Here is a 19175-nt window from a genome sequence, read left to right as displayed (position 1 = left end):
TGTGTCTCCTGTGGTTCTTGGGGTCGGGTGTAGGGGAGAGGGCATCCTGGGGCTCAGCCCGGTGGGGTGGCATAGGGGCCGACGAGTTCCAGCAGGTGCGCGCGCTGGCCGCTTTCCAGGTAGGGCATCAGCAGGTTGAGTACATGGTGGGCGCCGCGCAGCAGGGCCACCTGGGCGCTCTCGGGCTCCAGGGCGCGGCGCGGGTCGCGCACGTACTCGAAGCTCAGCCAGTAGGTCAGCACCACCACCATGCTGGTGGCGGTGGCCTCCAGTTCGCGCGTGTCGATGTGCAGTGCGTCGGAGCGGCCCATGCCGTCGAGCATGGCACGCACGGCGCGCGTCTTGTTCTTGAGGATGGCCTGGAAATGCGTCTCCAGGCGCCGGTTCTTGGACAGCAGGTCGTTGAGGTCGCGGTACAGGAAGCGGTACTGCCAGATCAGCTCGAACAGCGTGTGCATGAAGAACCAGGCGTCCTCCACGTTGCGCACGCCATCGGCGGCGGCCAGCAGCTCGGTCAGCGACTGTTCATAGCGGTCGAACAGTGCATTGATCAGCTCGTCCTTGGCCGGGTAGTGGTAATACAGGTTGCCGGGGCTGATGCGCAGCTCGGCCGAAATCAGGGTGGTGGAGACGTTGGGCTCGCCAAACCGGTTGAACAGGTCCAGCGTGACTTCGAGAATGCGTTCTGCGGTGCGTCGCGGCGCTTTCTTCACCATGTGTGCGGGCCCTCTTCGCGTCGTTTGGGATCGGTGTTGGGATGTCTCTGGTGGCTACTCTAACCGAGCCGCAGATGCTGCATTGCATCAATATTGGCATGTCCTTAGAACGTGTTTCGGCAGCTGCTTCCCAACGAAAAACGGCTGGCACGCACAGGGCGTGTCAGCCGTTGGCGCAACGGGCCGGTCGGGGCGGCCCATTGGCTGGGGATCAGTTGGAAGCTGCAGGTGCCGGGGCAGGTGCTGCGGCCTTGGCGCTGGCCTTCTTCGCTGGGGCGGCGGCCTTCTTGGCGGGAGCGGCCTTGGCTGCAGGCTTGGCGGCGGCCTTGCGGGGGGCGGCAGCCTTCTTGGCGGCGGCCTTCTTCGCTGGGGCGGCGGTCTTCGCTGCGGCCTTGGCAGGTGCCCTGGCCGAGGCGGTCTTGCCGGTACCCTTGGTCAGGGCGTCCACACGCGCCGTCAGGGCTTCCAGGTCACGCGCCGAGGGCACGCCCAGCTTGGACAGGGCCTTGGCCACGCGGTCTTCGAAGATGTTTTCGAGCTTGTCCCACTGGCCTTGGGCCTTGGAGCCGATGTCGCTGGCCATGGTGGTCACGCGGCTGGTCGCTTCGGAGATCTTCTCTTCGGCCACGGCCTGGGTCTTGCGCTGGATGGACAGGCCTTCCTTGACCAGGGATTCGAACACCTTGCCGCCTTCTTCCTGGGCCTTAGAAAAGGCACCCAGGCCCGCCAGCCAGATCTGCTGGGCCGAGTCCTTCACGGTGCTCGACAGTTGGGCGTTGCTCTTCTTGTTGTCAGCGCTGAGTTTCTGCAGTTTCTTGACCATGGGGCCTCCGGTATGGGGTGGTGGTTGGAGTTGCCAGTGCCGGGTGGCTTTGGCGCATGGCCGAACTGTACGCCGCGTGGCAGGCCAGGTGTAGGCGCGCGCTCCTAAAAACGTAGAGCGCGGCGTCTAAGGCTGCACGGGTTTGTGCTGAATCGGCCGCCCGCGCGCTTGCGCAAGAATGAAGCAATCTCACAGGAGTTATTCATGCAGTATTTCGTGACGGGAGCTACGGGATTCATTGGCAAGCGGCTCGTGAAGAAGCTGCTGGAGCGCAAGGGGGCCGTGGTGCACTTCCTGATCCGGCAGGAAAGCGCGGACAAGGTAGCCGACCTGCGCAGCTACTGGGGCGTGTCGGCGGCGCGCGCGGTGCCGGTGTTCGGCGACCTCACGGCCAAGAAGCTCGGCGTGGCCTCCGAGGACGTGAAAAAGCTCAAAGGCCAGATCGACCACTTCTACCACCTGGCCGCGGTCTACGACCTCGGGGCCGATGAGGAAACCCAGGTGGCCGTGAACATCGAGGGCACGCGCAATACGGTCGACCTGGCCAAAGCCATCGACGCCGGGCACTTCCACCACGTCTCTTCCATCGCCGCGGCCGGACTGTACGAAGGTGTGTTCCGCGAGGACATGTTCGAGGAGGCCGAGGGCCTGGACCACCCGTACTTCCAGACCAAGCACGAAAGCGAGAAGATCGTGCGCGAGGACTGCAAGGTGCCCTGGACGGTGTACCGCCCGGCCATGGTGGTGGGTGACAGCACGACCGGCGAGATGGACAAGATCGACGGTCCCTACTACTTCTTCAAGCTGATCCAGCGCCTGCGCCAGCTGCTGCCGCCCTGGATGCCCACCGTGGGCCTGGAGGGCGGGCGCGTGAACATCGTGCCGGTGGACTTCGTGGTCAATGCGCTCAACGTCATAAGCCACCAGAAGGACATCGGCAAGAAGTGCTTCCACCTGGTGGACCCGGTGGGCTACCGCGTGGGCGACGTGCTGGACATCTTCAGCCGCGCAGCCCACGCGCCGCGCATGAACCTGTTCATCAACGCCGCGCTGCTGGGCTTCATCCCCAAGAGCGTGAAGAAGAGCTTGATGGCCATGGCCCCCGTGCGCCGCGTTCGCAATGCCGTCTTGAAGGACCTGGGCCTGCCCGAGGACATGCTGACGTTCGTGAACTACCCCACGCGCTTCGATTGCCGCGAGACCCTGGCGGCGCTCAAGGGCTCGGGCGTGACCTGCCCCAACCTCAAGGACTACGCCTGGCGCCTGTGGGACTACTGGGAGCGCAACCTCGACCCCGAGCTGTTCATCGACCGCAGCCTCAAGGGCACGGTGGCGGGCAAGGTGGTGCTGGTCACGGGTGGCTCCTCGGGCATCGGCCTGGCGACGGCACACAAGTTCGCCGAGGCCGGGGCCACCACGGTCATCTGCGGGCGTGACCAGGACAAGCTCGATGAGGCCTGCGCCGAAGCCCGGGCCAAGGGCTACGAGTTCATCGCCTATGCCGCAGACATCGCCGACATGGCCGACTGCGACCGCTTCGTGCAGTTGCTGATCGACAAGCACGGCGGGGTGGACTTTCTCATCAACAATGCGGGCCGCTCCATCCGCCGCGCCATCGAGTCGAGCTACGACCGCTTCCACGACTACGAGCGCACCATGCAGCTCAACTACTTCGGCTGCCTGCGCGTGACCATGGGCTTTTTGCCCGGCATGGTGGCCAAGCGCAAGGGGCATGTGGTGAACATCAGTTCCATCGGGGTGCTGACCAACGCGCCGCGCTTTTCGGCCTACGTGGCCAGCAAGGCGGCCCTGGACGCCTGGACGCGCTGCGCCTCAAGCGAGTTCGCCGACCAGGGCATCACCTTCACCACCATCAACATGCCGCTGGTGCGCACGCCCATGATCGCGCCGACCAAGATCTACAACAACGTGCCCACCCTGAGCCCCGAGGAAGCGGCCGATATGATCGCCCAGGCCTGCATCTTCAAGCCGGTGCGCATCGCCACCCGCCTGGGCATCACCGGGCAGATCCTGCACGCGCTGGTGCCACGCGTGGCGCAGATCACCATGAACACGAGCTTTCGCATGTTCCCGGATTCCACCGCTGCCAAGGGCGCCAAGGATGCCAAGCCCCAGCTCTCTGCCGAAGCGGTGGCGCTGCAGCAGATGATGCGTGGCATCCATTTCTGATGGTCCTTCCAACAGCCTCGGCAGGCCCGTGTTGAACTCTGTTACCGGGTAACCGGGCGGGGTGGGATAATCGCGGGTTCTGCCGAACAAGGCATTTCACACAGCCCACCCTATGATTCTGGTTACCGGCGGCGCGGGTTTCATCGGCGCCAACTTCGTTCTTGACTGGCTTGCTGCCTCCAGCGAGCCCGTCGTCAACCTCGACAAGCTCACCTACGCGGGCAACCTGCACAACCTGGACGGCGTCAAGGGCGATGCCCGCCATGTCTTCGTGCAGGGCGACATCGGCGATACCGCCCTGATCGCGCGCCTGCTGGCCGAGCACAAGCCGCGTGCGGTGGTCAACTTTGCGGCCGAATCGCATGTGGACCGCTCCATCCATGGTCCCGAGGATTTCATCCAGACCAACATCGTCGGCTCGTTCCGCCTGCTGGAGGCCGTGCGCGCCTACTGGAGCGCACTGCCCGAGGACGAGCGCGCGGCCTTCCGCTTCCTGCACGTGTCCACCGACGAGGTGTATGGCTCGCTCGCCCCGACCGACCCGGCCTTCGCCGAGACGCGCGGCTTCGAGCCCAACAGCCCGTACAGCGCCAGCAAGGCGGCCAGCGACCACCTGGTGCGCGCCTGGCACCACACCTACGGCCTGCCGGTGCTCACCACCAACTGCAGCAACAACTACGGGCCCTATCACTTCCCCGAGAAGCTGATCCCGCTGATGATCGTCAACGCCCTGGCCGGCAAGAACCTGCCGGTGTATGGCGACGGCATGCAGGTGCGCGACTGGCTGTATGTGAAGGACCACTGCAGTGCCATCCGCCGCGTGCTGGAGGCCGGCGCTCCCGGCGAGACCTACAACGTGGGCGGCTGGAACGAGAAGCCCAACATCGAGATCGTGAACATGGTCTGTGGCCTGCTCGACGAGCTGCGCCCGCGCGCCGATGGCCAGAGCTACAAGGCGCAGATCACCTATGTGAAGGACCGTCCCGGCCACGACCGCCGCTACGCCATCGACGCGCGCAAGATCGAGCGCGAGTTGGGCTGGAAGCCCGCCGAGACCTTCGACACCGGCATCCGCAAGACCGTGCAGTGGTACCTGGAGCATGCCGACTGGGTGGCCAGCGTGCAGACCGGTGCCTACCGTGACTGGGTGCAGACCCAGTACGCGCAGGAGCCCGCCGCCGTTGCGGACGCCAGCGCATGAACATCCTGCTCTTCGGAAAAGGCGGCCAGGTCGGCTGGGAGCTGCAGCGCAGCCTGTCCGTGCTGGGCACGGTCACGGCGCTGGACTTCGACAGCACCGAGCATTGCGGTGACTTCTCCAACCCCGCTGGCGTGGCCGAGACGGTGCGCACCTTGCGTCCCGACGTCATCGTCAATGCCGCCGCCCACACCGCCGTGGACAAGGCCGAGAGCGAGGTCGACTTTGTACGCACGCTGAACGCCACCACGCCTGGCGCCATTGCGCTGGAGGCGGCGAAGCTCGGCGCCTGGCTGGTGCACTACCGCACCGACTATGTGTTCGATGGCAGCGGCAGCCGCCCCTGGGTGGAGGCCGACGCGCCTGCGCCGCTGAGCGTCTACGGTCGTACCAAGCTCGAAGGCGAGCAGCTGATCGCCCAGTCCGGCGCAAAGCACCTGATCCTGCGCACCAGCTGGGTCTATGCCGCACGCGGCGGCAATTTCGCCAAGACCATGCTGCGCCTGGCGCAGGAACGCGAGCGCCTCACGGTGATCGACGACCAGTGGGGCGCCCCGACCGGTGCCGATCTGCTGGCCGACGTGACGGCCCACGCCATCCGCCACCTGCAAAAGCACCCCGAGGACGCGGGCCTGTACCACCTGGTTGCCGCTGGCGAAACCAACTGGAACGAGTACGCGAAATTCGTGCTGGCCACGGCGGCGAAGCACCCGGTGGGTGAAAAGATCGTCGCCAGGGAAGTCGCGCCCGTACCGACCAGCGCCTTCCCCACGCCGGCCGTACGCCCGCACAATTCGCGCCTGGACACCAGCAAGCTGCGCAGCACCTTCGGCCTGACCCTGCCGCACTGGCAGGCAGGCGTGGCACGCATGCTCACCGAGATCCTCTGAGAAATACCAACCCCATGACGGCACGCAAAGGCATCATCCTCGCCGGAGGTTCCGGCACCCGGCTGCACCCGGCCACCCTGGCCATCAGCAAGCAATTGCTGCCGGTGTACGACAAGCCCATGATCTACTACCCGCTGAGCACGCTGATGCTCGCGGGCATCCGCGACATCCTGGTGATCAGCACCCCGCAGGACACGCCGCGCTTCGAGCAGCTGCTGGGTGACGGCAGCCAGTGGGGCATCAACCTGCAGTACGCGGTGCAGGCCAGCCCCGATGGCCTGGCGCAGGCCTTCGTGATCGGTGAATCCTTCCTGGCTGGCGCACCGAGCGCGCTGGTGCTGGGTGACAACATCTTCCACGGGCACGATTTCCACGACCTGCTGGGCAGCGCGGCCCAGCGCAACGACGGCGCCACCGTGTTCGCCTCCCACGTGCACGACCCCGAACGCTATGGCGTGGCCGAATTCGATGCCAACGGCAAGGTGCTGTCGCTGGAGGAAAAGCCCAAGGTCCCCAAGTCGAGCTATGCGGTGACCGGTCTGTACTTCTACGACAACCAGGTGGTGGAACTGGCCAAGGCCCTCAAGCCCTCGGCCCGCGGTGAGTACGAGATCACCGACCTCAACCGCCTGTATCTGGAGCGTGGCCAGCTCAATGTGGAGATCATGGGCCGGGGCTATGCCTGGCTCGACACCGGCACGCACGAGAGCCTGCTCGAAGCCGGCCAGTTCATCGCCACGCTGGAGCATCGCCAGGGCCTGAAGATCGCGTGCCCCGAAGAGATCGCGTGGCGCTGCCAGTGGATCGACAGCGCGCAGCTGGAGCGCTTGGCGCAGCCGCTCACCAAGAACGGGTACGGCCAGTACCTGATGCGCATCCTCAAAGAAAAAATTTACTGAACCGCCGTTTTCCCATGCAAGCAACCCGTCTGGCCATTCCCGATGTCGTGCTGATCGAACCCAAGGTGTTCGGCGATGCGCGCGGCTTCTTCTTCGAAAGCTTCAACCAGCGCGCCTTCAACGAGGCGACCGGTACCGACCACGATTTCGTGCAGGACAACCACAGCCGCAGCGCCCGCGGCGTGCTGCGCGGCCTGCACTACCAGGTCCAGCAGCCCCAGGGCAAGCTGGTGCGCGTGGTGCGCGGTGCCGTGTTCGACGTGGCGGTGGACATCCGCAAGGGTTCTCCCACCTTCGGCCAGTGGGTGGGCGAGGAACTGAGCGAAGACAACCACCGCCAGCTGTGGGTGCCGCCAGGCTTTGCGCACGGCTTCCTGGTGCTCAGCGAGACGGCGGAGTTCCTGTACAAGACCACCGACTACTACGCTCCCGCGCACGAGCGTTGCATCATCTGGAACGATCCGAGCATCGGCATCGCGTGGCCCGACATCGGCGCCAACCCCTTGCTGTCGGCCAAGGACCAGCAGGGCCTGGCCCTGGAGAATGCAGAAGTCTTCGCGGCCCGCTGACGGCGGCCCTGGCGTGCACGCCCCGAGGCCCCCGGCATGACCCTGCATGTGCTCCTGTGCAGCCACAACGGGGCACGCTTCATTGCCGAGCAGATTGCCTCGATCCGCAGCCAGGTTCCCGGCGTGGATGTGATCCACGTCTTCGACCATGCCTCGCACGACGGTACGCGGGCCGTGCTGGAGCAGCTGGCGTCCCAGCCGGGCGCTCCGCTTGAGCTGCACTGGCAGGGCGATGCCCCCGGGCCTGCACTGTCCTTTTTCCGTGCCATCGGCCACCTGGCGCCGCATGTCGATGCGGCGGACGGTATTTTCCTGGCGGACCAGGACGATGTCTGGCTGCCCGGCAAGGTGGCTGCCATGCTGGAGGCGGCAGCCGCCCGCACCCGGCCCTGGGCGCTGTTCCACGACGTGCAGGTGGTGGACGAAGCGCTTGCGCCCTTGCAGCCCAGCTTCTACACCGGCAACCCGTACGCCGTGCCACGCGATCTCGACCCCCGGCGCCTGCTGGTGACCAACCCTGTGGTCGGGCACACGCTGCTGCTCTCGGGGGACCTGCTCGCGCAACTGGCCCGGCTGCCCGAGCAGGAGGCCTACGTGATGCACGACTGGGCCGTGGCCCTGGTGGCCCAGCGCATGCAGTGCCTGGCCTATGTGCCGCAAGGCCTGTCGCTTTACCGCCAGCATGGCGCCAACCTGCTGGGCGCATCGCGCCAGCGCTCGCTGGGCGAGCAGTTGCGGCGCGGCATGCGGCTGGCAGAGCGCGTGCTGGTCCAGGCCATGGCCTGGGCGCGCGCGCAGCCGGGTGGCGCACTGCCGGCAGCCGCTCCGGCGGCCCAGGTGCCCGGCTGGCTTGCGCAACCCTGGGCCGGGCGAAGCCGGGCCCGGGTGGCGCTGCAACTGGCCTGGCATGCGGTGGTGTCGGGACCCACGCCGCGGCGCCGGGCCATGGGGCTTTTCCTGCTGCTGCAGGCGTTGCGCCCGGCGCCCCAGGGCAGCCGGCCATGAGCGATTCCGTCCAAGGGCCGCTGCGCATCGCGGTCATCGGCACCGACGGCTTGCCGGCACGTTATGGCGGGTTCGAGACCTGCGTCGAGCAGCTCGCGCCCCGGCTGGCGCGCCGAGGGCATGCCACGCTGGTCTTCGGTTCCTCGGTGGGCCGCACCGCACGGGCGGTGGACGGGCCGCGCCTGGCCCACCGCTACCTGCCGTTGCGCGCCAACGGCCTGTGGTCGGTGCCCTATGACCTGCTCAACTTCCTGGGCTGCGGGCGCCGGGTGGATGCCAGGCTGGTGATGGGCGTGTCGGGCGGCATCTTCCTGCCCCTGCTGCGCCGCCTGGCCGGCCCGCGGCGCATCATCGTGAACGTGGACGGGCTGGAAACCCGGCGCGACAAGTGGACCGGCTTCAAGCGCTGGTTCCTCGGGCGCAGCGAGGCCCTGGCCGTGCGCCATGCGCACGTGGTGGTCAGCGACAACCAGGGCATCGCCGACATGGTGCAGGCCCGGTATGGCCGCGCCAGCAGCGTCATCGCCTACGGCTGCGACCATGTGCTGCAGTTGCCTGCGGACCGGGCGCGTGCAGTGCTTCAGGAGCGCTTTGGCCTGGCACCCGGCGGCTACCTGCTGACGGTGGCGCGCATCGAGCCCGAGAACCACATCGCCGAGATGCTCCAGGCCTTCCTGGCGTCGCCTCTGCCGCTGTATGTGCTGGTGGGCAACTTCAGTGCGACGCCGCTCGGGCGCGAACTGCTGGCGCGCTACCAGGGCGAGCCGCGCGTGCGCTTCATCGATTCCCTGTTCGACCCGGAGGCGCTGGCGGCCCTGCGCGCCGGCTGCCATGTCTACCTGCATGGGCACAGCGTGGGAGGAACCAATCCCTCGCTGGTGGAAATGCTGCCGTACCAGCGGCCGCTGCTGGCCTTTGATTGCAGCTTCAACCGCCATACGCTGGACAACCAAGGCGGCTATTTCGCCGACGTGCCCGCGCTCATGGCGCAACTGCTGAGCCTGCGGGAGCACGCATGGGTTCCCCGGCCGACGCTGGCAGAGCGCTACCGCTGGGACGCCATCGCCGATGCGTATGAGGCCCTGTGCCGCTCGGGGGGCGCTGCATGATGCCACGCGTCCTGGCCTGCGTGGTGGCCTACCATCCGGACAACCGCCGGCTGCAGGCCCTGGTTGCCCGCCTGCAGCCAGAGGTGGCGGATGTGCTGGTCATCGACAACGGCCAGTCGATCGACCCCACCGCGGCGCCCTGGTCGGACATGCCGGGCGTGCACTGGTATTCGGCACCCGGCAACCTGGGGGTGGGCGCGGCGCTGAACCTGGCACGCCAGCGGGCGCTGGAGGGCCCCTACGATTTCCTGCTGACTTTCGACCAGGACTCTCTGCCCCCTGCGGGGTACGTGACCGGGCTTTTGGATATCTGGTCGCACGCGGGGGATGCCGTTTGCCGCTGGGCAGCGCTCGGGCCGGCCATTCGGGATGAGGTCACGGGGCGGACCTTGCCCGTCCGGCGCGTGGACCCGCAACTGCACCTGGTGCTGTCGGCGGATCCCTGGCCGGCGCGGCAGACGCTGGAGGTGGACCACGCCATCACCTCCGGTTGCCTGTACCCGGTGGCGGCCCTGTCTGCCGTGGGGCCTTTCAAGGGAGACTGGTTCGTGGATATGGTCGATACCGAGTGGTGCTGGCGGGCCCGCCACCGGGGCTGGTCGGTCATGCAAACCGGGGCGCTGGTGCTTGAGCACACCATCGGAAAGGCGGGAGCGACGGTGCTGGGACGCCAGGTGCTGGCGCACCCACCCCAGCGCATCTACTTCCAGGTTCGCAATACGCTGTGGCTGCTGCGCTCGCGGGAAGTGCCCCGGGGCTGGCGGCGCCAGCTGTTGGTCCCGCTGGCGCGCAAGCTGCTGCTGCAGCCCCTGCTGCCCGACCGGCGATGGGCGCGCCTGCTTGCCATGGTCCGGGGAGGGGTGCACGGGCTCTGGCAGCGCCCGGGCGGGTAACACCGGGGCGTGACAGATGCCGCCCTGGTGTGACCGGTGCCGCACCGATGCGCAATATTTTGGATGTGAGGGCCCTTCCTGGTGCAACAATCCGTTGCTGTTGCCTGGGTAGGCGCACGATCTTGGCTGCATACGACAGAATATAGAATTGCAGACCCGCTCTGAGGGCCGCTGCGGCGGGCCTCGGGCAATAAATCCCACAGACCTGGTCTCTGCCCTGGCATTCACCGCGGTCCTTTTCATTGGCGATGGTCAGCCTCACCGAGGGGCCGTCGCCAGCGAGGGCCTGGCTTTTGCCGTGCCTGCACCTTTTTTGCGGATGCACGCCGGTTTCCATGCGCCACAGACCGTCCCCACGTTCCTTTCCTGATCTGAATGCACAACATGCACCCTAGCGAGGCTGAGATCATTCCCTACCACGCCTCACCCGTACCTCCCGCCCCAGGAGGCGTGCTCGTACTGGCGCCCCATCCCGACGACGAAGTCTTCGGCTGCGGCGGGGCCATCGCCGGGCATGTGCAGGCGGGGCACCGCGTGCACACCGTCCTGCTGACCGCCGGTGGGCATGGCGAAGAAGAAGCCGGCCCGGGCGGGTATGCAGACACCCGCCTGGCCGAAAGTACCGAGGCGGCCCGCGTTCTGGGCCTGCCGCCGCCCCGGTGCTGGGGCCTGCCGGACCGCGAAATCACCTATGGCGAGGCGCTGGTCGACAGGATCATGCAGGCAATCGGCGACACGGGTGCCGATGTGGTGTACGCCCCGTCGCCCTGGGAACTGCACCCTGACCACCGCGCCACGGCACTGTGTGCCATCGAGGCCGTGCGCCGGCTGGAGGGCGTGGGCCTGCACCTGTACGAGGTGAGCGCCCCGCTCCGGCCGAACCGGCTGCTGGACATCACGCCCGTGTGGGCGCTCAAGCAGCAGGCCATGCAGGTCTTTGCCAGCCAGGAGAAGAAGCTGCCGTATGCGAGCTTCATCTCGGCGCTCAACCGTTTTCGCGCGCTCACGCTGTTCCCCGCGTCGGAATATGCCGAAGCCTTCGAGAGCTACACATCGGCCGAGCTGCGTGCCGGCGGCCCGCTGCTGATCGAAGGCGAAAAGCAGCGCCTGCTGGGCCGCGGCGTGGCCGTGCTCCCGCAGGACATGCCATTGGTCACGGTGATCGTGCGCACCATGTGCCGGCCCACGCTGGCCAAGGCCCTCGGATCCGTGGCGCTGCAGACCTACCCGCACCTGGACATCGTGCTGGTGGATGCCGCCGGCGACGGCCTGCCCGGTACGCAGTGGGCCGGCGGCCCGGTGCCTGTGAGCCTGGTCTCGCAGGGCCGAAAGCTCAACCGCGCGCTCGCGGCCAACGCCGGCATGGCCGCCGCGAAGGGCGAATACCTCATCTTCCTGGACGATGACGACTGGTTCTACCCGGACCATATCGCCAAGCTGGTGCTGGCCGCGCGCCAGAGCACCACGGTGAAGGCGGTGCACACGGCGGTGGAATGTGTCGACGCCCAGAGCGAACCCGTGGGCGAGATCTTCCAGTTCCCTTATGCCTCGGGCGAGTTGCGCTACGGCAACTTCATGCCCATCCACTCGGTGCTGTTCCACCGCAGCTTGGTGCAGGCAGGCGGTGCCGCTTTCGACGAACGCTTCGATCTTTACGAGGACTGGGATTTCTGGCTGCAGGTGGAAAGCCGCACGCCGTTCCAGTTCGTGCCCGGTGTTTCGGCCGCCTATCGCATCCACGCCGGGGCGGGCGAGGGCGTGCAGGCCGACCGCCAGCGTGCGGCCGATGCCACGGCCCAGCTCTATGCCAAATGGCAGGTGCTGCAGTCCCAGCAGACCTTCGAGGAGCTGGTGACGCGCGCGCTCTCGCGGCGCAGCCTGCTGTCCAAGCTGGCGGAGCGCGCCAAGGACGTGACGCGTCTGGCCGACGAGCGGGCGCGCCTGACGCAGGAACTGGTGGAGCAGCAGCAGCGCGCGCTGGATGCGCAGCAGGCGGCTGACAAGGCACGCCAGGATGCGCACCATCTGGGCGAGGCGCACGAGCTGGCCTGTGCCGCGCGCGATCTGGTGCAGCAGGAGCGCGACGGCTTCGTTGCCCAGCTGCATGCGGTGGTGCACGACCGTGAAGCCGTGGTGCGCGAGCGTGATCTGGCGACCCAGCACGGTGCGAACGTAGCAGCCCTGTACACCGAGGCACAGACGCAGATCGGAGCCCTGCAGTCGACGACCGCGGCGCTGGGGGCGGAAATCGCGCTGGCGCGCAACCATGCGCACAACCTGCAGACCATGCTGGACGCCACGCAGCACCAGTTGCGCCTGGTGACCGCTTCGCGCTCCTGGAAGATCACCCGGCCGCTGCGCCTGGTGGTGCGGCTGCCGCGCTATGCCCGCAGCGTGCTCGCGGCCTACTCGGTGGCGCGGGGGCGTGGGACGGGGTTGTCGCACCTGGCCAAGCGCACGGTGTCGGTGCTGCGCGCAGAGGGCATGCAGGGCGTGCGCCAGCGCCTGCGGCGCATGCTGCACGGCTCCGGGCATGAACTGGAACCCGTGGACCCTGGAGCGCCCGCCGCTCCGGACGCGGCACCCGGGACCGGCGCACGCACCTATGCCGACTGGGTGGCGCAGTACGACACCATGGACCCCGTGAAGCTCTCGCGCCTGGTGGCGCAGGTGGGCGAGCTGCCGCGCCGGCCGCTGGTGTCCATCATCATGCCGGTCTACAACCCCGACCCGCGGGATGTGGGACGCGCCATCGCCTCGGTGAAGAGCCAGGTCTACCCGCACTGGGAGCTGTGCATCTGCGACGATGCTTCGACCAAGGCCGGCACGCGCGAGCTGCTGGAGGCTGCGGCCGCCGAGGACTCGCGCATCCGTCTGGCCTTCCACACCAAGAACCAGCACATCTCCGCCGCGACCAACACGGCCATCGGCCTGGCCAAGGGCCAGTACATCGCGCTGCTGGACCATGACGACGAGCTCACGCCGCACGCGCTGCTGCGGGCCATGCAGGCCTTCGTGCAGAACCCGCAGGGCAAGGTGCTGTACTCCGACGAGGACAAGATCGACCAGGACGGCCGGCGCTTCGACCCCTACTTCAAGCCCGACTTCAACCTGGGCCTGCTGCGCTCGCACAACTACATGTGCCACTTTGCGGTCTATGAGGCCGAATTCATGCGCCAGCTCGGCGGTCCGCGCGTGGGCTTCGAGGGGGCCCAGGACTACGACCTGGCGCTGCGAGCGGTCGACAGCGTGGACGCGGCTGCCGTGCTCCACGTGTCGCAGATTCTGTACCACTGGCGCACCGCGACCGGCAGCACGGCCTCGGGCCACGGCAACAAGAGCTATGCCTTCGAGGCCGGCCGACGCGCCCTGCGGGAGCACCTGCAGCGCCGCAGCCTGCAGGGCGAGGTGCTGGAGGCGCCCGAAGCCTCCGGCATGTACCGCGTGCGTTGGAGCATCCCCGCCAATCCGCCGCTGGTGAGCATCGTCATCCCCACGCGCAACGGCGAGAAGATCCTGCGCCAGTGCCTGGACAGCCTGGTCCAGACCCGATACCCCAATTACGAGGTCATCGTGATGGACAACGGCAGCGATGAGGCCGCTTCGCTGCAATTGCTGGCCGAGCGCACGGCGTCGGGCCAGATCCGCGTACTGCGCGACGACGGGCCGTTCAACTTCTCGGCCATCAACAACCGGGCGGTGCACGAAGCCACGCGCGGCGAGTTCGTGCTGCTGATGAACAACGACATCGAGGCCACCCACCCCGAGTGGCTCGACGAGATGGTGGGCCCAGCCCTGGAGCCTGGCGTGGGCTGCGTGGGCGCCCGGCTTTGGTATCCCGACGGGCGCATCCAGCACGCGGGCGTGGTGCTGGTCTGCGGCGTGGCCGGCCATGCGCACAAGCTGCTGGCCCGGGGCCAGCATGGCTACATGGGGCGGGCCGTGCTGGCGCAGGACTTCGTGGCCGTGACCGCCGCCTGCCTGCTGCTGCGCAAGTCGATCTACGAACAGGTGAACGGCCTCGATGAAACCCTGGCCGTGGCGTTCAACGACGTGGACTTCTGCCTGCGCGTGCGCGAGGCGGGCTACCGCAACCACTGGACGCCCTATGCCGAGCTGATCCACCACGAATCCGTCTCGCGCGGCTACGAGGACACGCCGGAGAAGCAAAAGCGCTTCAACTCCGAAGTGAAGATCCTGCAGACCCGCTGGCCCGCGCTACTGGCCAACGATCCCTGCTACAACCCGAACCTGACCATCTTCGCCGAGGATTTCTCGCTGGCGTGGCCTCCGCGCGTCGCCTGATGGGTACCTGCTGCCGCCATTGCTCCATGCACCGTTCCTCTCCTCCGTATCCGACCTATGAGCCGACTTGACTCCCTTTTGCCGCTGTTGGCCTGCCCGCGTTGCGGCGCCAGACTGAACCCGCACCCGAGCCAGGTGGTGTGCGCGGACTGCAGCACGGCATACCCTCTGCGCAATGGGGTGCCGGTGCTGCTTCCGGAAACCATCGAGGAAGCCGGAACGGGCGAGGCGTCGGTGGACGATCCCGTCTCGCGCCACCCCTACAGCCAGGAGTCGCTCCGGATCATCGAGGAGCACCGGGGCGAATGGGTTCTGGACCTGGGGGCAGGCGGCAAGCTGCAGCGCTGGGACAACGTGGTCCAGATCGACATCTTCCGCTACCCGATGACGGATGTGGTAGGGTCGGCGGACCGGCTGCCCTTCCGGGACAACAGCTTTGGCGCGGTGATCAGCCAGGCGGTGTTCGAGCATCTGCAGTACCCGCAGGCCGCGGTCGAAGAAATTCGCCGCGTGCTCAAGCCGGGTGGCGTGGTCAAGATCGACACCGCGTTCCTGCAACCCGAGCACGGCTACCCGCACCATTTCTACAACGCCACCGAGACCGGCCTGCGCGAGTGGTTTCGCGAGTTCGACCTGCGCTGGAGCGGGGTGGAGCCCCACCAGCACCCGCGCTGGTCGTTGAGCTGGTTCCTGGGCGTCTACCTCGACCGCCTGCCCGCCGACGCGGCCGCACTGCTGCGCACCACGCCGTTGGGCGACGTGGTCGACGCCTTGCACCGCTCTGGGACCGGTGCCGCCATGCCGCAGGACGCAGCCATCATGGATGCACTCGGCGCGCTGCCCGAACACCACCTGCGCACGCTGGCCGCGGGGGTGTCCATCCGGGCGATCAACCCTTCCAAGACCCTGTCCTCCGTGTCCACGCCATCTGTGGCGGGGGCGCCGCCTGTCGTGGCCACGGATCTGGACCGCAAGCTCTCGGCCACGCGGCTTGATCTGGAGCACCTGCGTGAGGAACTGGCTGCGGCGCAGGAGCAGCGGCTGCTGGCGAACGACCTGGCACGCTACATGGCGCAGTATTACCGGGAGATCCCCGACCCGGACGCGCCTGAACCCCCGGTACCCAGTCTCCAGGTCCGCTTGGTTGCCTGTGCCAAGGATGTCGCACGGGCGGTGCTTCCGGGGCCTGTCTGGAAATTCCTGCGTGGCATCGCCCGCAGCCGTCGGGCTGCGGCTGCTGCAAGGGCGGAAGAAAGCCGGAAGGTCGCCCCTCTCCAGGAAGCGGACGTGGTGCCCGCCGTCGCAGCGCAGCAGCCCTTTGTCTCTGTGGTGCTGCAGCCGTTTGACGAAGAGGCACTCACCACCGCATTTTTCTCACTGGTGCGCCAGAGCCATACGGGCTGGGAAATGATCTTGCTGGGACACCCCGACCAGTCGCCCGCAGTCCGCAAGGCGATGGCCGACTTCTGCCGGCTCGACAAGCGCGTCGTGCTGGTGGGCAAGGACGAAAAGGCATGGGATTGGCGCGGGCGCTACCGGCTCATGCTGCAGGAGGGCACCACCTTGTCCTTCAATGCCCTTGAGGAGATGTTCACCCTGTCGCTGGCGCGTCCTGGCACAGAGGCCATCATGGCAGACCATGACGCCACCCTGGGGCGCGATGACGTGATGCCGCCCATGCGCTGCCTGAGTGCGCCGGTGCCGCAGGCGGGCAGTTCTTTGGCGGCCTCGGCTCCGTTTGTCCTGCTGATGACCGATGCATTGCGCCGAAATGGTGCGGGCGGCATCATCGATGTGAACTATCAGCAGCTTGCCCATATCCCATTGGTGCTTTTTCACACAGTGCAAGAGCCCCCATCCCCTGCGGATCGCTCCACCGTGATTCGCTGAACCTTCACACTATCTCGAGACACACATGAAGAATTTTGCACAAAAGATCACGCTCGCCGCCGCCATGGTCGCGGTGTTGCCTTGGCTGGCTGGCTGCGCAACCTCGCAGCCGGCAGGGAGCGCTGCTGCAGCGCCCGCCCCAGCGCCAAAGGAGTCCAAGCCACTCAACCTGGCTTTCGAATCGCCTGCGCTGGAAGCCAAGATGGCGCAGCTCGGTGTGCTTACCAATTTCAAGAGCTATTGGCAAGCCCATGTGGATCGCAACTGGGCGCTGCGCTACGATCTGGAGCACGGGATCGACCCCAAGCGGACCAATTCGCAGTTCTATGGCGACTACTACGCCAAGGCATGGTCCCTGACGTCGCTCAAGGTGCACCAGGTCGACCAGGACGGCAAGAATGTGCTTCTTCAAATCGAGGTCACGCTGGTCGACCCCACCGGCAAGAAGCCGGACAACAATTTCCGCATGACCGATGCCTGGCTTGACGCCGATGGGCAGTGGAAGCACATCAACATGGATGGGATCCTCAAGTCGCGCTGACCGGGGTGACGTTGCTTTCAGGCAACTGGCCGTCATGGGGCCCGGATTTCGGCATGCGCCCACGGCGCCCAATTTCGTGGAGAGCAGGCCGGCAATGCCGCCGCTTCAGCATGCAAAAAGGATGGCTGGCGGATGTTGCAAGGGTGCAACATCCATCCCCCTACTTGTGACACCAAACACATTTTATCTACGCACCCCCGCGCAAATTGGGGGGCGATTGTGTAGGATGCGAATCAACAGTCCATAGAGTCCGCTTGTCTAGTTTGTGTACGCGGGGCGGATTGTTGAAGTATCTGGTGTAAACTTGTAAAGCTATGAGTGTGGGCTTGCTCAGGTGCTTTTTTTAATTTTTATGGAGAAATCTGTGATGAAGAAGAAACTTCTTGCTGTAGCAATGGGCGCCATGCTCGCTGCTGGTGCTGCAAACGCTGTGACCGTGAATCACGCTGGCCTGGGTGATTTGCTGGTTGCTCCCTCCTATTTCATCGGTGGGGGATGGCAAAGTGAGTTGAAGGTTATCAACACGAGCCTGACGCAATCCGTGGTGGCCAAGGTCGTGATTCACGACAATGAGCGCTCTGAAGAACGTCTGGACTTCTTGATCTACCTGTCGCCTGGCGACGTGTGGGTTGGTACCCTGGCCAGCCAAGCTGCTGCTGCCAACGGCCAAACGACCCGTTCGGTGGTGACCTCCAGCGACGATTCGATCCTGCTGCCTAACTCCAACACCTTCGCTTCCGCTGCTACCCCAGCAGTGATCGTGAGCGGTGGCGGCGAAGGCCGTGCTCCTCTGACCAACATCGGTTACATCACGATCATCGAATCGCAAGCATTCGACATCGCTCCTAACCGTCCTGGCGTGGCCAAGGCTGCCATCAAGGCCGCTTTCGACGCAGCTCCTGCAGTGGTTGCCGACACCAACACGCCTAACGTGCTGGCTGGTTTCCTGACCATCTCCAACTCGCTGAACGGCCAAAACGCTTCGCTGCCTACCCTGGCACTGGCTGACTACAACAACCGCATCAAGCAAAACATCGGTGTTGACTCCAGCCTGGGCGCTCCACGTTCGCAAGCTACCGTTGCTGACATCGAAGACGCACTGTGGAAGACCTCGTTCGTGGTGCCTTACACCGTGAGCGCCAACTCGTCTTCGCTGGTGTCCTTCACGTTCCCAACGAAGCTGACGTACCGTAACGTCATCAGCGGCCAGTACCCCTTCCAACGCAAGGTGGCTATCGCTGCTGACGTGTTCGACTACAGCGAAAACACCATCACCGGTCCTACGTTCAACATCTCGCCTCTGCCAGCTGCTGGCGTGACCGATGTGTTCGAACACGACTGGCTGGCTTTCGGCAGCCAAATCAGCGTGGGCACGTTCACCGCTGGCTGGGCTAACGTTCGTTACGCCAACCCAACGGTTTCCGTTGGCCAGACCACGGCTCCTTCCGTGAACCTGGGCAAGTCGGGCGGCCCTGGCGTTGTTACCTACATCAACACGATTGGCCCAGAAGTCACGTGGCACTACGCTCCTTCTAACTAAGAAGTTGCGACTTTAGTAAAAAAGGCCGCCGGCGAGAGCTCGCGGCCTTTTTTTTTTGGGTGGATGCAATGCGGTATCTAATTGTTATTTTTTTGGCTGCGATGGGTACGTTCGCCCAAGCTGCGAACTTCGTTTCGATGCACCAGACGGCGCACAAGATCGCGCTGCCTCCGCCAGCCGGCTCGTTCAACTACACCTTTGACACCAAGGTCGGCTTCAAGGAGCAGTACGCTCCCACCGGCGTGACGGGCTGTGCTATCGGTTTTGGCACCGGCGGCTGCGCCTTCCCTGGCGGAGGCTCCCTGTCCCTGCCTGAATTCACTGGCTTCCAGATGCAGAACCAGGAATTCAAGATCTTCATTCCAGCAGGCGCGCGCTCGTTCCTGTTTTCCGGCTATGCACCCCAGGGCACCCAGTCGGCCTTCGTGCTGCGCTACGGCAAGGAGCCGACCCGCGTCGCCCCCCTGAGTGGCGCCGAGTACCAGAACGCGCAGACCGGTGAGCGCATCGACACCTCATTCTCGCGCCTGATCCAGGAAGACGTCGACCATTTCGTCGTGCACGACGGTGGCGGCACCCTGCGCTTCGTGGGCGGCCAGCTCGATGC

The 19175-nt window shown here is 66.0% G+C and carries 14 protein-coding genes and 1 pseudogene; 13 read left to right on the top strand and 2 right to left on the bottom strand.

Annotated features, from left to right (window positions below):
• Window positions 1–53: 53 nt before the first annotated feature.
• Both ACK59X_RS04970 and ACK59X_RS04965 read right to left on the bottom strand, forming a co-directional pair.
• Window positions 54–716 (bottom strand): TetR/AcrR family transcriptional regulator, encoded by a 663-nt coding sequence (locus tag ACK59X_RS04970; protein WP_409955689.1) that lies wholly within the window; start codon window positions 714–716, stop codon window positions 54–56.
• Between the two features lie 211 nt (window positions 717–927).
• Window positions 928–1539 (bottom strand): phasin family protein, encoded by a 612-nt coding sequence (locus ACK59X_RS04965; RefSeq protein ID WP_409955687.1) that lies wholly within the window; start codon window positions 1537–1539, stop codon window positions 928–930.
• Between the two features lie 204 nt (window positions 1540–1743).
• Between ACK59X_RS04965 and ACK59X_RS04960 the strand changes: the two genes are divergently transcribed.
• The 13 genes and pseudogenes from ACK59X_RS04960 to ACK59X_RS04900 all read left to right on the top strand — a co-directional run.
• On the top strand, window positions 1744–3729 hold the full coding sequence (locus ACK59X_RS04960; RefSeq protein ID WP_409955686.1) for an SDR family oxidoreductase: 1986 nt from the start codon (window positions 1744–1746) through the stop codon (window positions 3727–3729).
• 112 nt (window positions 3730–3841) lie between these two features.
• Window positions 3842–4930 carry a dTDP-glucose 4,6-dehydratase gene (rfbB, locus tag ACK59X_RS04955; protein WP_409955684.1) on the top strand — a complete coding sequence of 363 codons (1089 nt, stop codon included), beginning with the start codon at window positions 3842–3844 and terminating at the stop codon, window positions 4928–4930.
• A complete protein-coding gene (rfbD, locus tag ACK59X_RS04950; protein ID WP_409955682.1) occupies window positions 4927–5817 on the top strand; it encodes a dTDP-4-dehydrorhamnose reductase in 891 nt (296 codons plus the stop codon). Before rfbB ends, rfbD begins: the two co-directional genes overlap by 4 nt.
• A gap of 14 nt (window positions 5818–5831) precedes the next feature.
• Window positions 5832–6716: a glucose-1-phosphate thymidylyltransferase RfbA gene (rfbA, locus tag ACK59X_RS04945; RefSeq protein ID WP_409955680.1), complete on the top strand. Its 885-nt coding sequence runs from the start codon at window positions 5832–5834 to the stop codon at window positions 6714–6716.
• 14 nt (window positions 6717–6730) lie between these two features.
• Window positions 6731–7285, top strand: a complete 555-nt coding sequence (gene rfbC, locus ACK59X_RS04940) for a dTDP-4-dehydrorhamnose 3,5-epimerase (RefSeq protein WP_409955678.1) — start codon at window positions 6731–6733, stop codon at window positions 7283–7285.
• A 36-nt stretch (window positions 7286–7321) separates the two neighbouring features.
• On the top strand, window positions 7322–8290 hold the full coding sequence (locus tag ACK59X_RS04935; protein ID WP_409955676.1) for a hypothetical protein: 969 nt from the start codon (window positions 7322–7324) through the stop codon (window positions 8288–8290).
• Window positions 8287–9399: a DUF1972 domain-containing protein gene (locus ACK59X_RS04930; RefSeq protein WP_409955674.1), complete on the top strand. Its 1113-nt coding sequence runs from the start codon at window positions 8287–8289 to the stop codon at window positions 9397–9399. Before ACK59X_RS04935 ends, ACK59X_RS04930 begins: the two co-directional genes overlap by 4 nt.
• Window positions 9396–10292 carry a glycosyltransferase family 2 protein gene (locus ACK59X_RS04925; RefSeq protein WP_409955672.1) on the top strand — a complete coding sequence of 299 codons (897 nt, stop codon included), beginning with the start codon at window positions 9396–9398 and terminating at the stop codon, window positions 10290–10292. The genes ACK59X_RS04930 and ACK59X_RS04925 overlap by 4 nt, the downstream gene beginning before the upstream one ends.
• 384 nt (window positions 10293–10676) lie before the next feature.
• Window positions 10677–14597, top strand: a complete 3921-nt coding sequence (locus ACK59X_RS04920; protein WP_409955670.1) for a glycosyltransferase — start codon at window positions 10677–10679, stop codon at window positions 14595–14597.
• Between the two features lie 57 nt (window positions 14598–14654).
• Window positions 14655–16487, top strand: coding sequence for a methyltransferase domain-containing protein (locus ACK59X_RS04915; RefSeq protein ID WP_409955668.1), 1833 nt, complete (start codon window positions 14655–14657; stop codon window positions 16485–16487).
• A gap of 25 nt (window positions 16488–16512) precedes the next feature.
• Complete coding sequence (locus ACK59X_RS04910) at window positions 16513–17028, top strand: hypothetical protein (protein ID WP_409955667.1); 516 nt, start codon at window positions 16513–16515, stop codon at window positions 17026–17028.
• 367 nt (window positions 17029–17395) lie between these two features.
• Complete coding sequence (locus tag ACK59X_RS04905; protein ID WP_409955665.1) at window positions 17396–18568, top strand: hypothetical protein; 1173 nt, start codon at window positions 17396–17398, stop codon at window positions 18566–18568.
• Between the two features lie 101 nt (window positions 18569–18669).
• Window positions 18670–19175 (top strand): annotated as a pseudogene (locus ACK59X_RS04900) (hypothetical protein); the annotation flags it as partial.

This window comes from Acidovorax sp. (genome assembly GCF_046339755.1).
Classification (GTDB): domain Bacteria; phylum Pseudomonadota; class Gammaproteobacteria; order Burkholderiales; family Burkholderiaceae_C; genus Acidovorax.
The sequence above is the reverse complement of the archived record's forward strand: the minus strand, read 5'-3'. Positions and strand labels throughout refer to the sequence as shown.

Coding starts and splice junctions, on each gene's coding strand:
- ACK59X_RS04970 (WP_409955689.1), bottom strand. CDS start 716: ATGGTGAAGAAAGCGCCGCGACGCACCGCAGAACGCATTCTCGAAGTC.
- ACK59X_RS04965 (WP_409955687.1), bottom strand. CDS start 1,539: ATGGTCAAGAAACTGCAGAAACTCAGCGCTGACAACAAGAAGAGCAAC.
- ACK59X_RS04960 (WP_409955686.1), top strand. CDS start 1,744: ATGCAGTATTTCGTGACGGGAGCTACGGGATTCATTGGCAAGCGGCTC.
- rfbB (WP_409955684.1), top strand. CDS start 3,842: ATGATTCTGGTTACCGGCGGCGCGGGTTTCATCGGCGCCAACTTCGTT.
- rfbD (WP_409955682.1), top strand. CDS start 4,927: ATGAACATCCTGCTCTTCGGAAAAGGCGGCCAGGTCGGCTGGGAGCTG.
- rfbA (WP_409955680.1), top strand. CDS start 5,832: ATGACGGCACGCAAAGGCATCATCCTCGCCGGAGGTTCCGGCACCCGG.
- rfbC (WP_409955678.1), top strand. CDS start 6,731: ATGCAAGCAACCCGTCTGGCCATTCCCGATGTCGTGCTGATCGAACCC.
- ACK59X_RS04935 (WP_409955676.1), top strand. CDS start 7,322: ATGACCCTGCATGTGCTCCTGTGCAGCCACAACGGGGCACGCTTCATT.
- ACK59X_RS04930 (WP_409955674.1), top strand. CDS start 8,287: ATGAGCGATTCCGTCCAAGGGCCGCTGCGCATCGCGGTCATCGGCACC.
- ACK59X_RS04925 (WP_409955672.1), top strand. CDS start 9,396: ATGATGCCACGCGTCCTGGCCTGCGTGGTGGCCTACCATCCGGACAAC.
- ACK59X_RS04920 (WP_409955670.1), top strand. CDS start 10,677: ATGCACCCTAGCGAGGCTGAGATCATTCCCTACCACGCCTCACCCGTA.
- ACK59X_RS04915 (WP_409955668.1), top strand. CDS start 14,655: ATGAGCCGACTTGACTCCCTTTTGCCGCTGTTGGCCTGCCCGCGTTGC.
- ACK59X_RS04910 (WP_409955667.1), top strand. CDS start 16,513: ATGAAGAATTTTGCACAAAAGATCACGCTCGCCGCCGCCATGGTCGCG.
- ACK59X_RS04905 (WP_409955665.1), top strand. CDS start 17,396: ATGAAGAAGAAACTTCTTGCTGTAGCAATGGGCGCCATGCTCGCTGCT.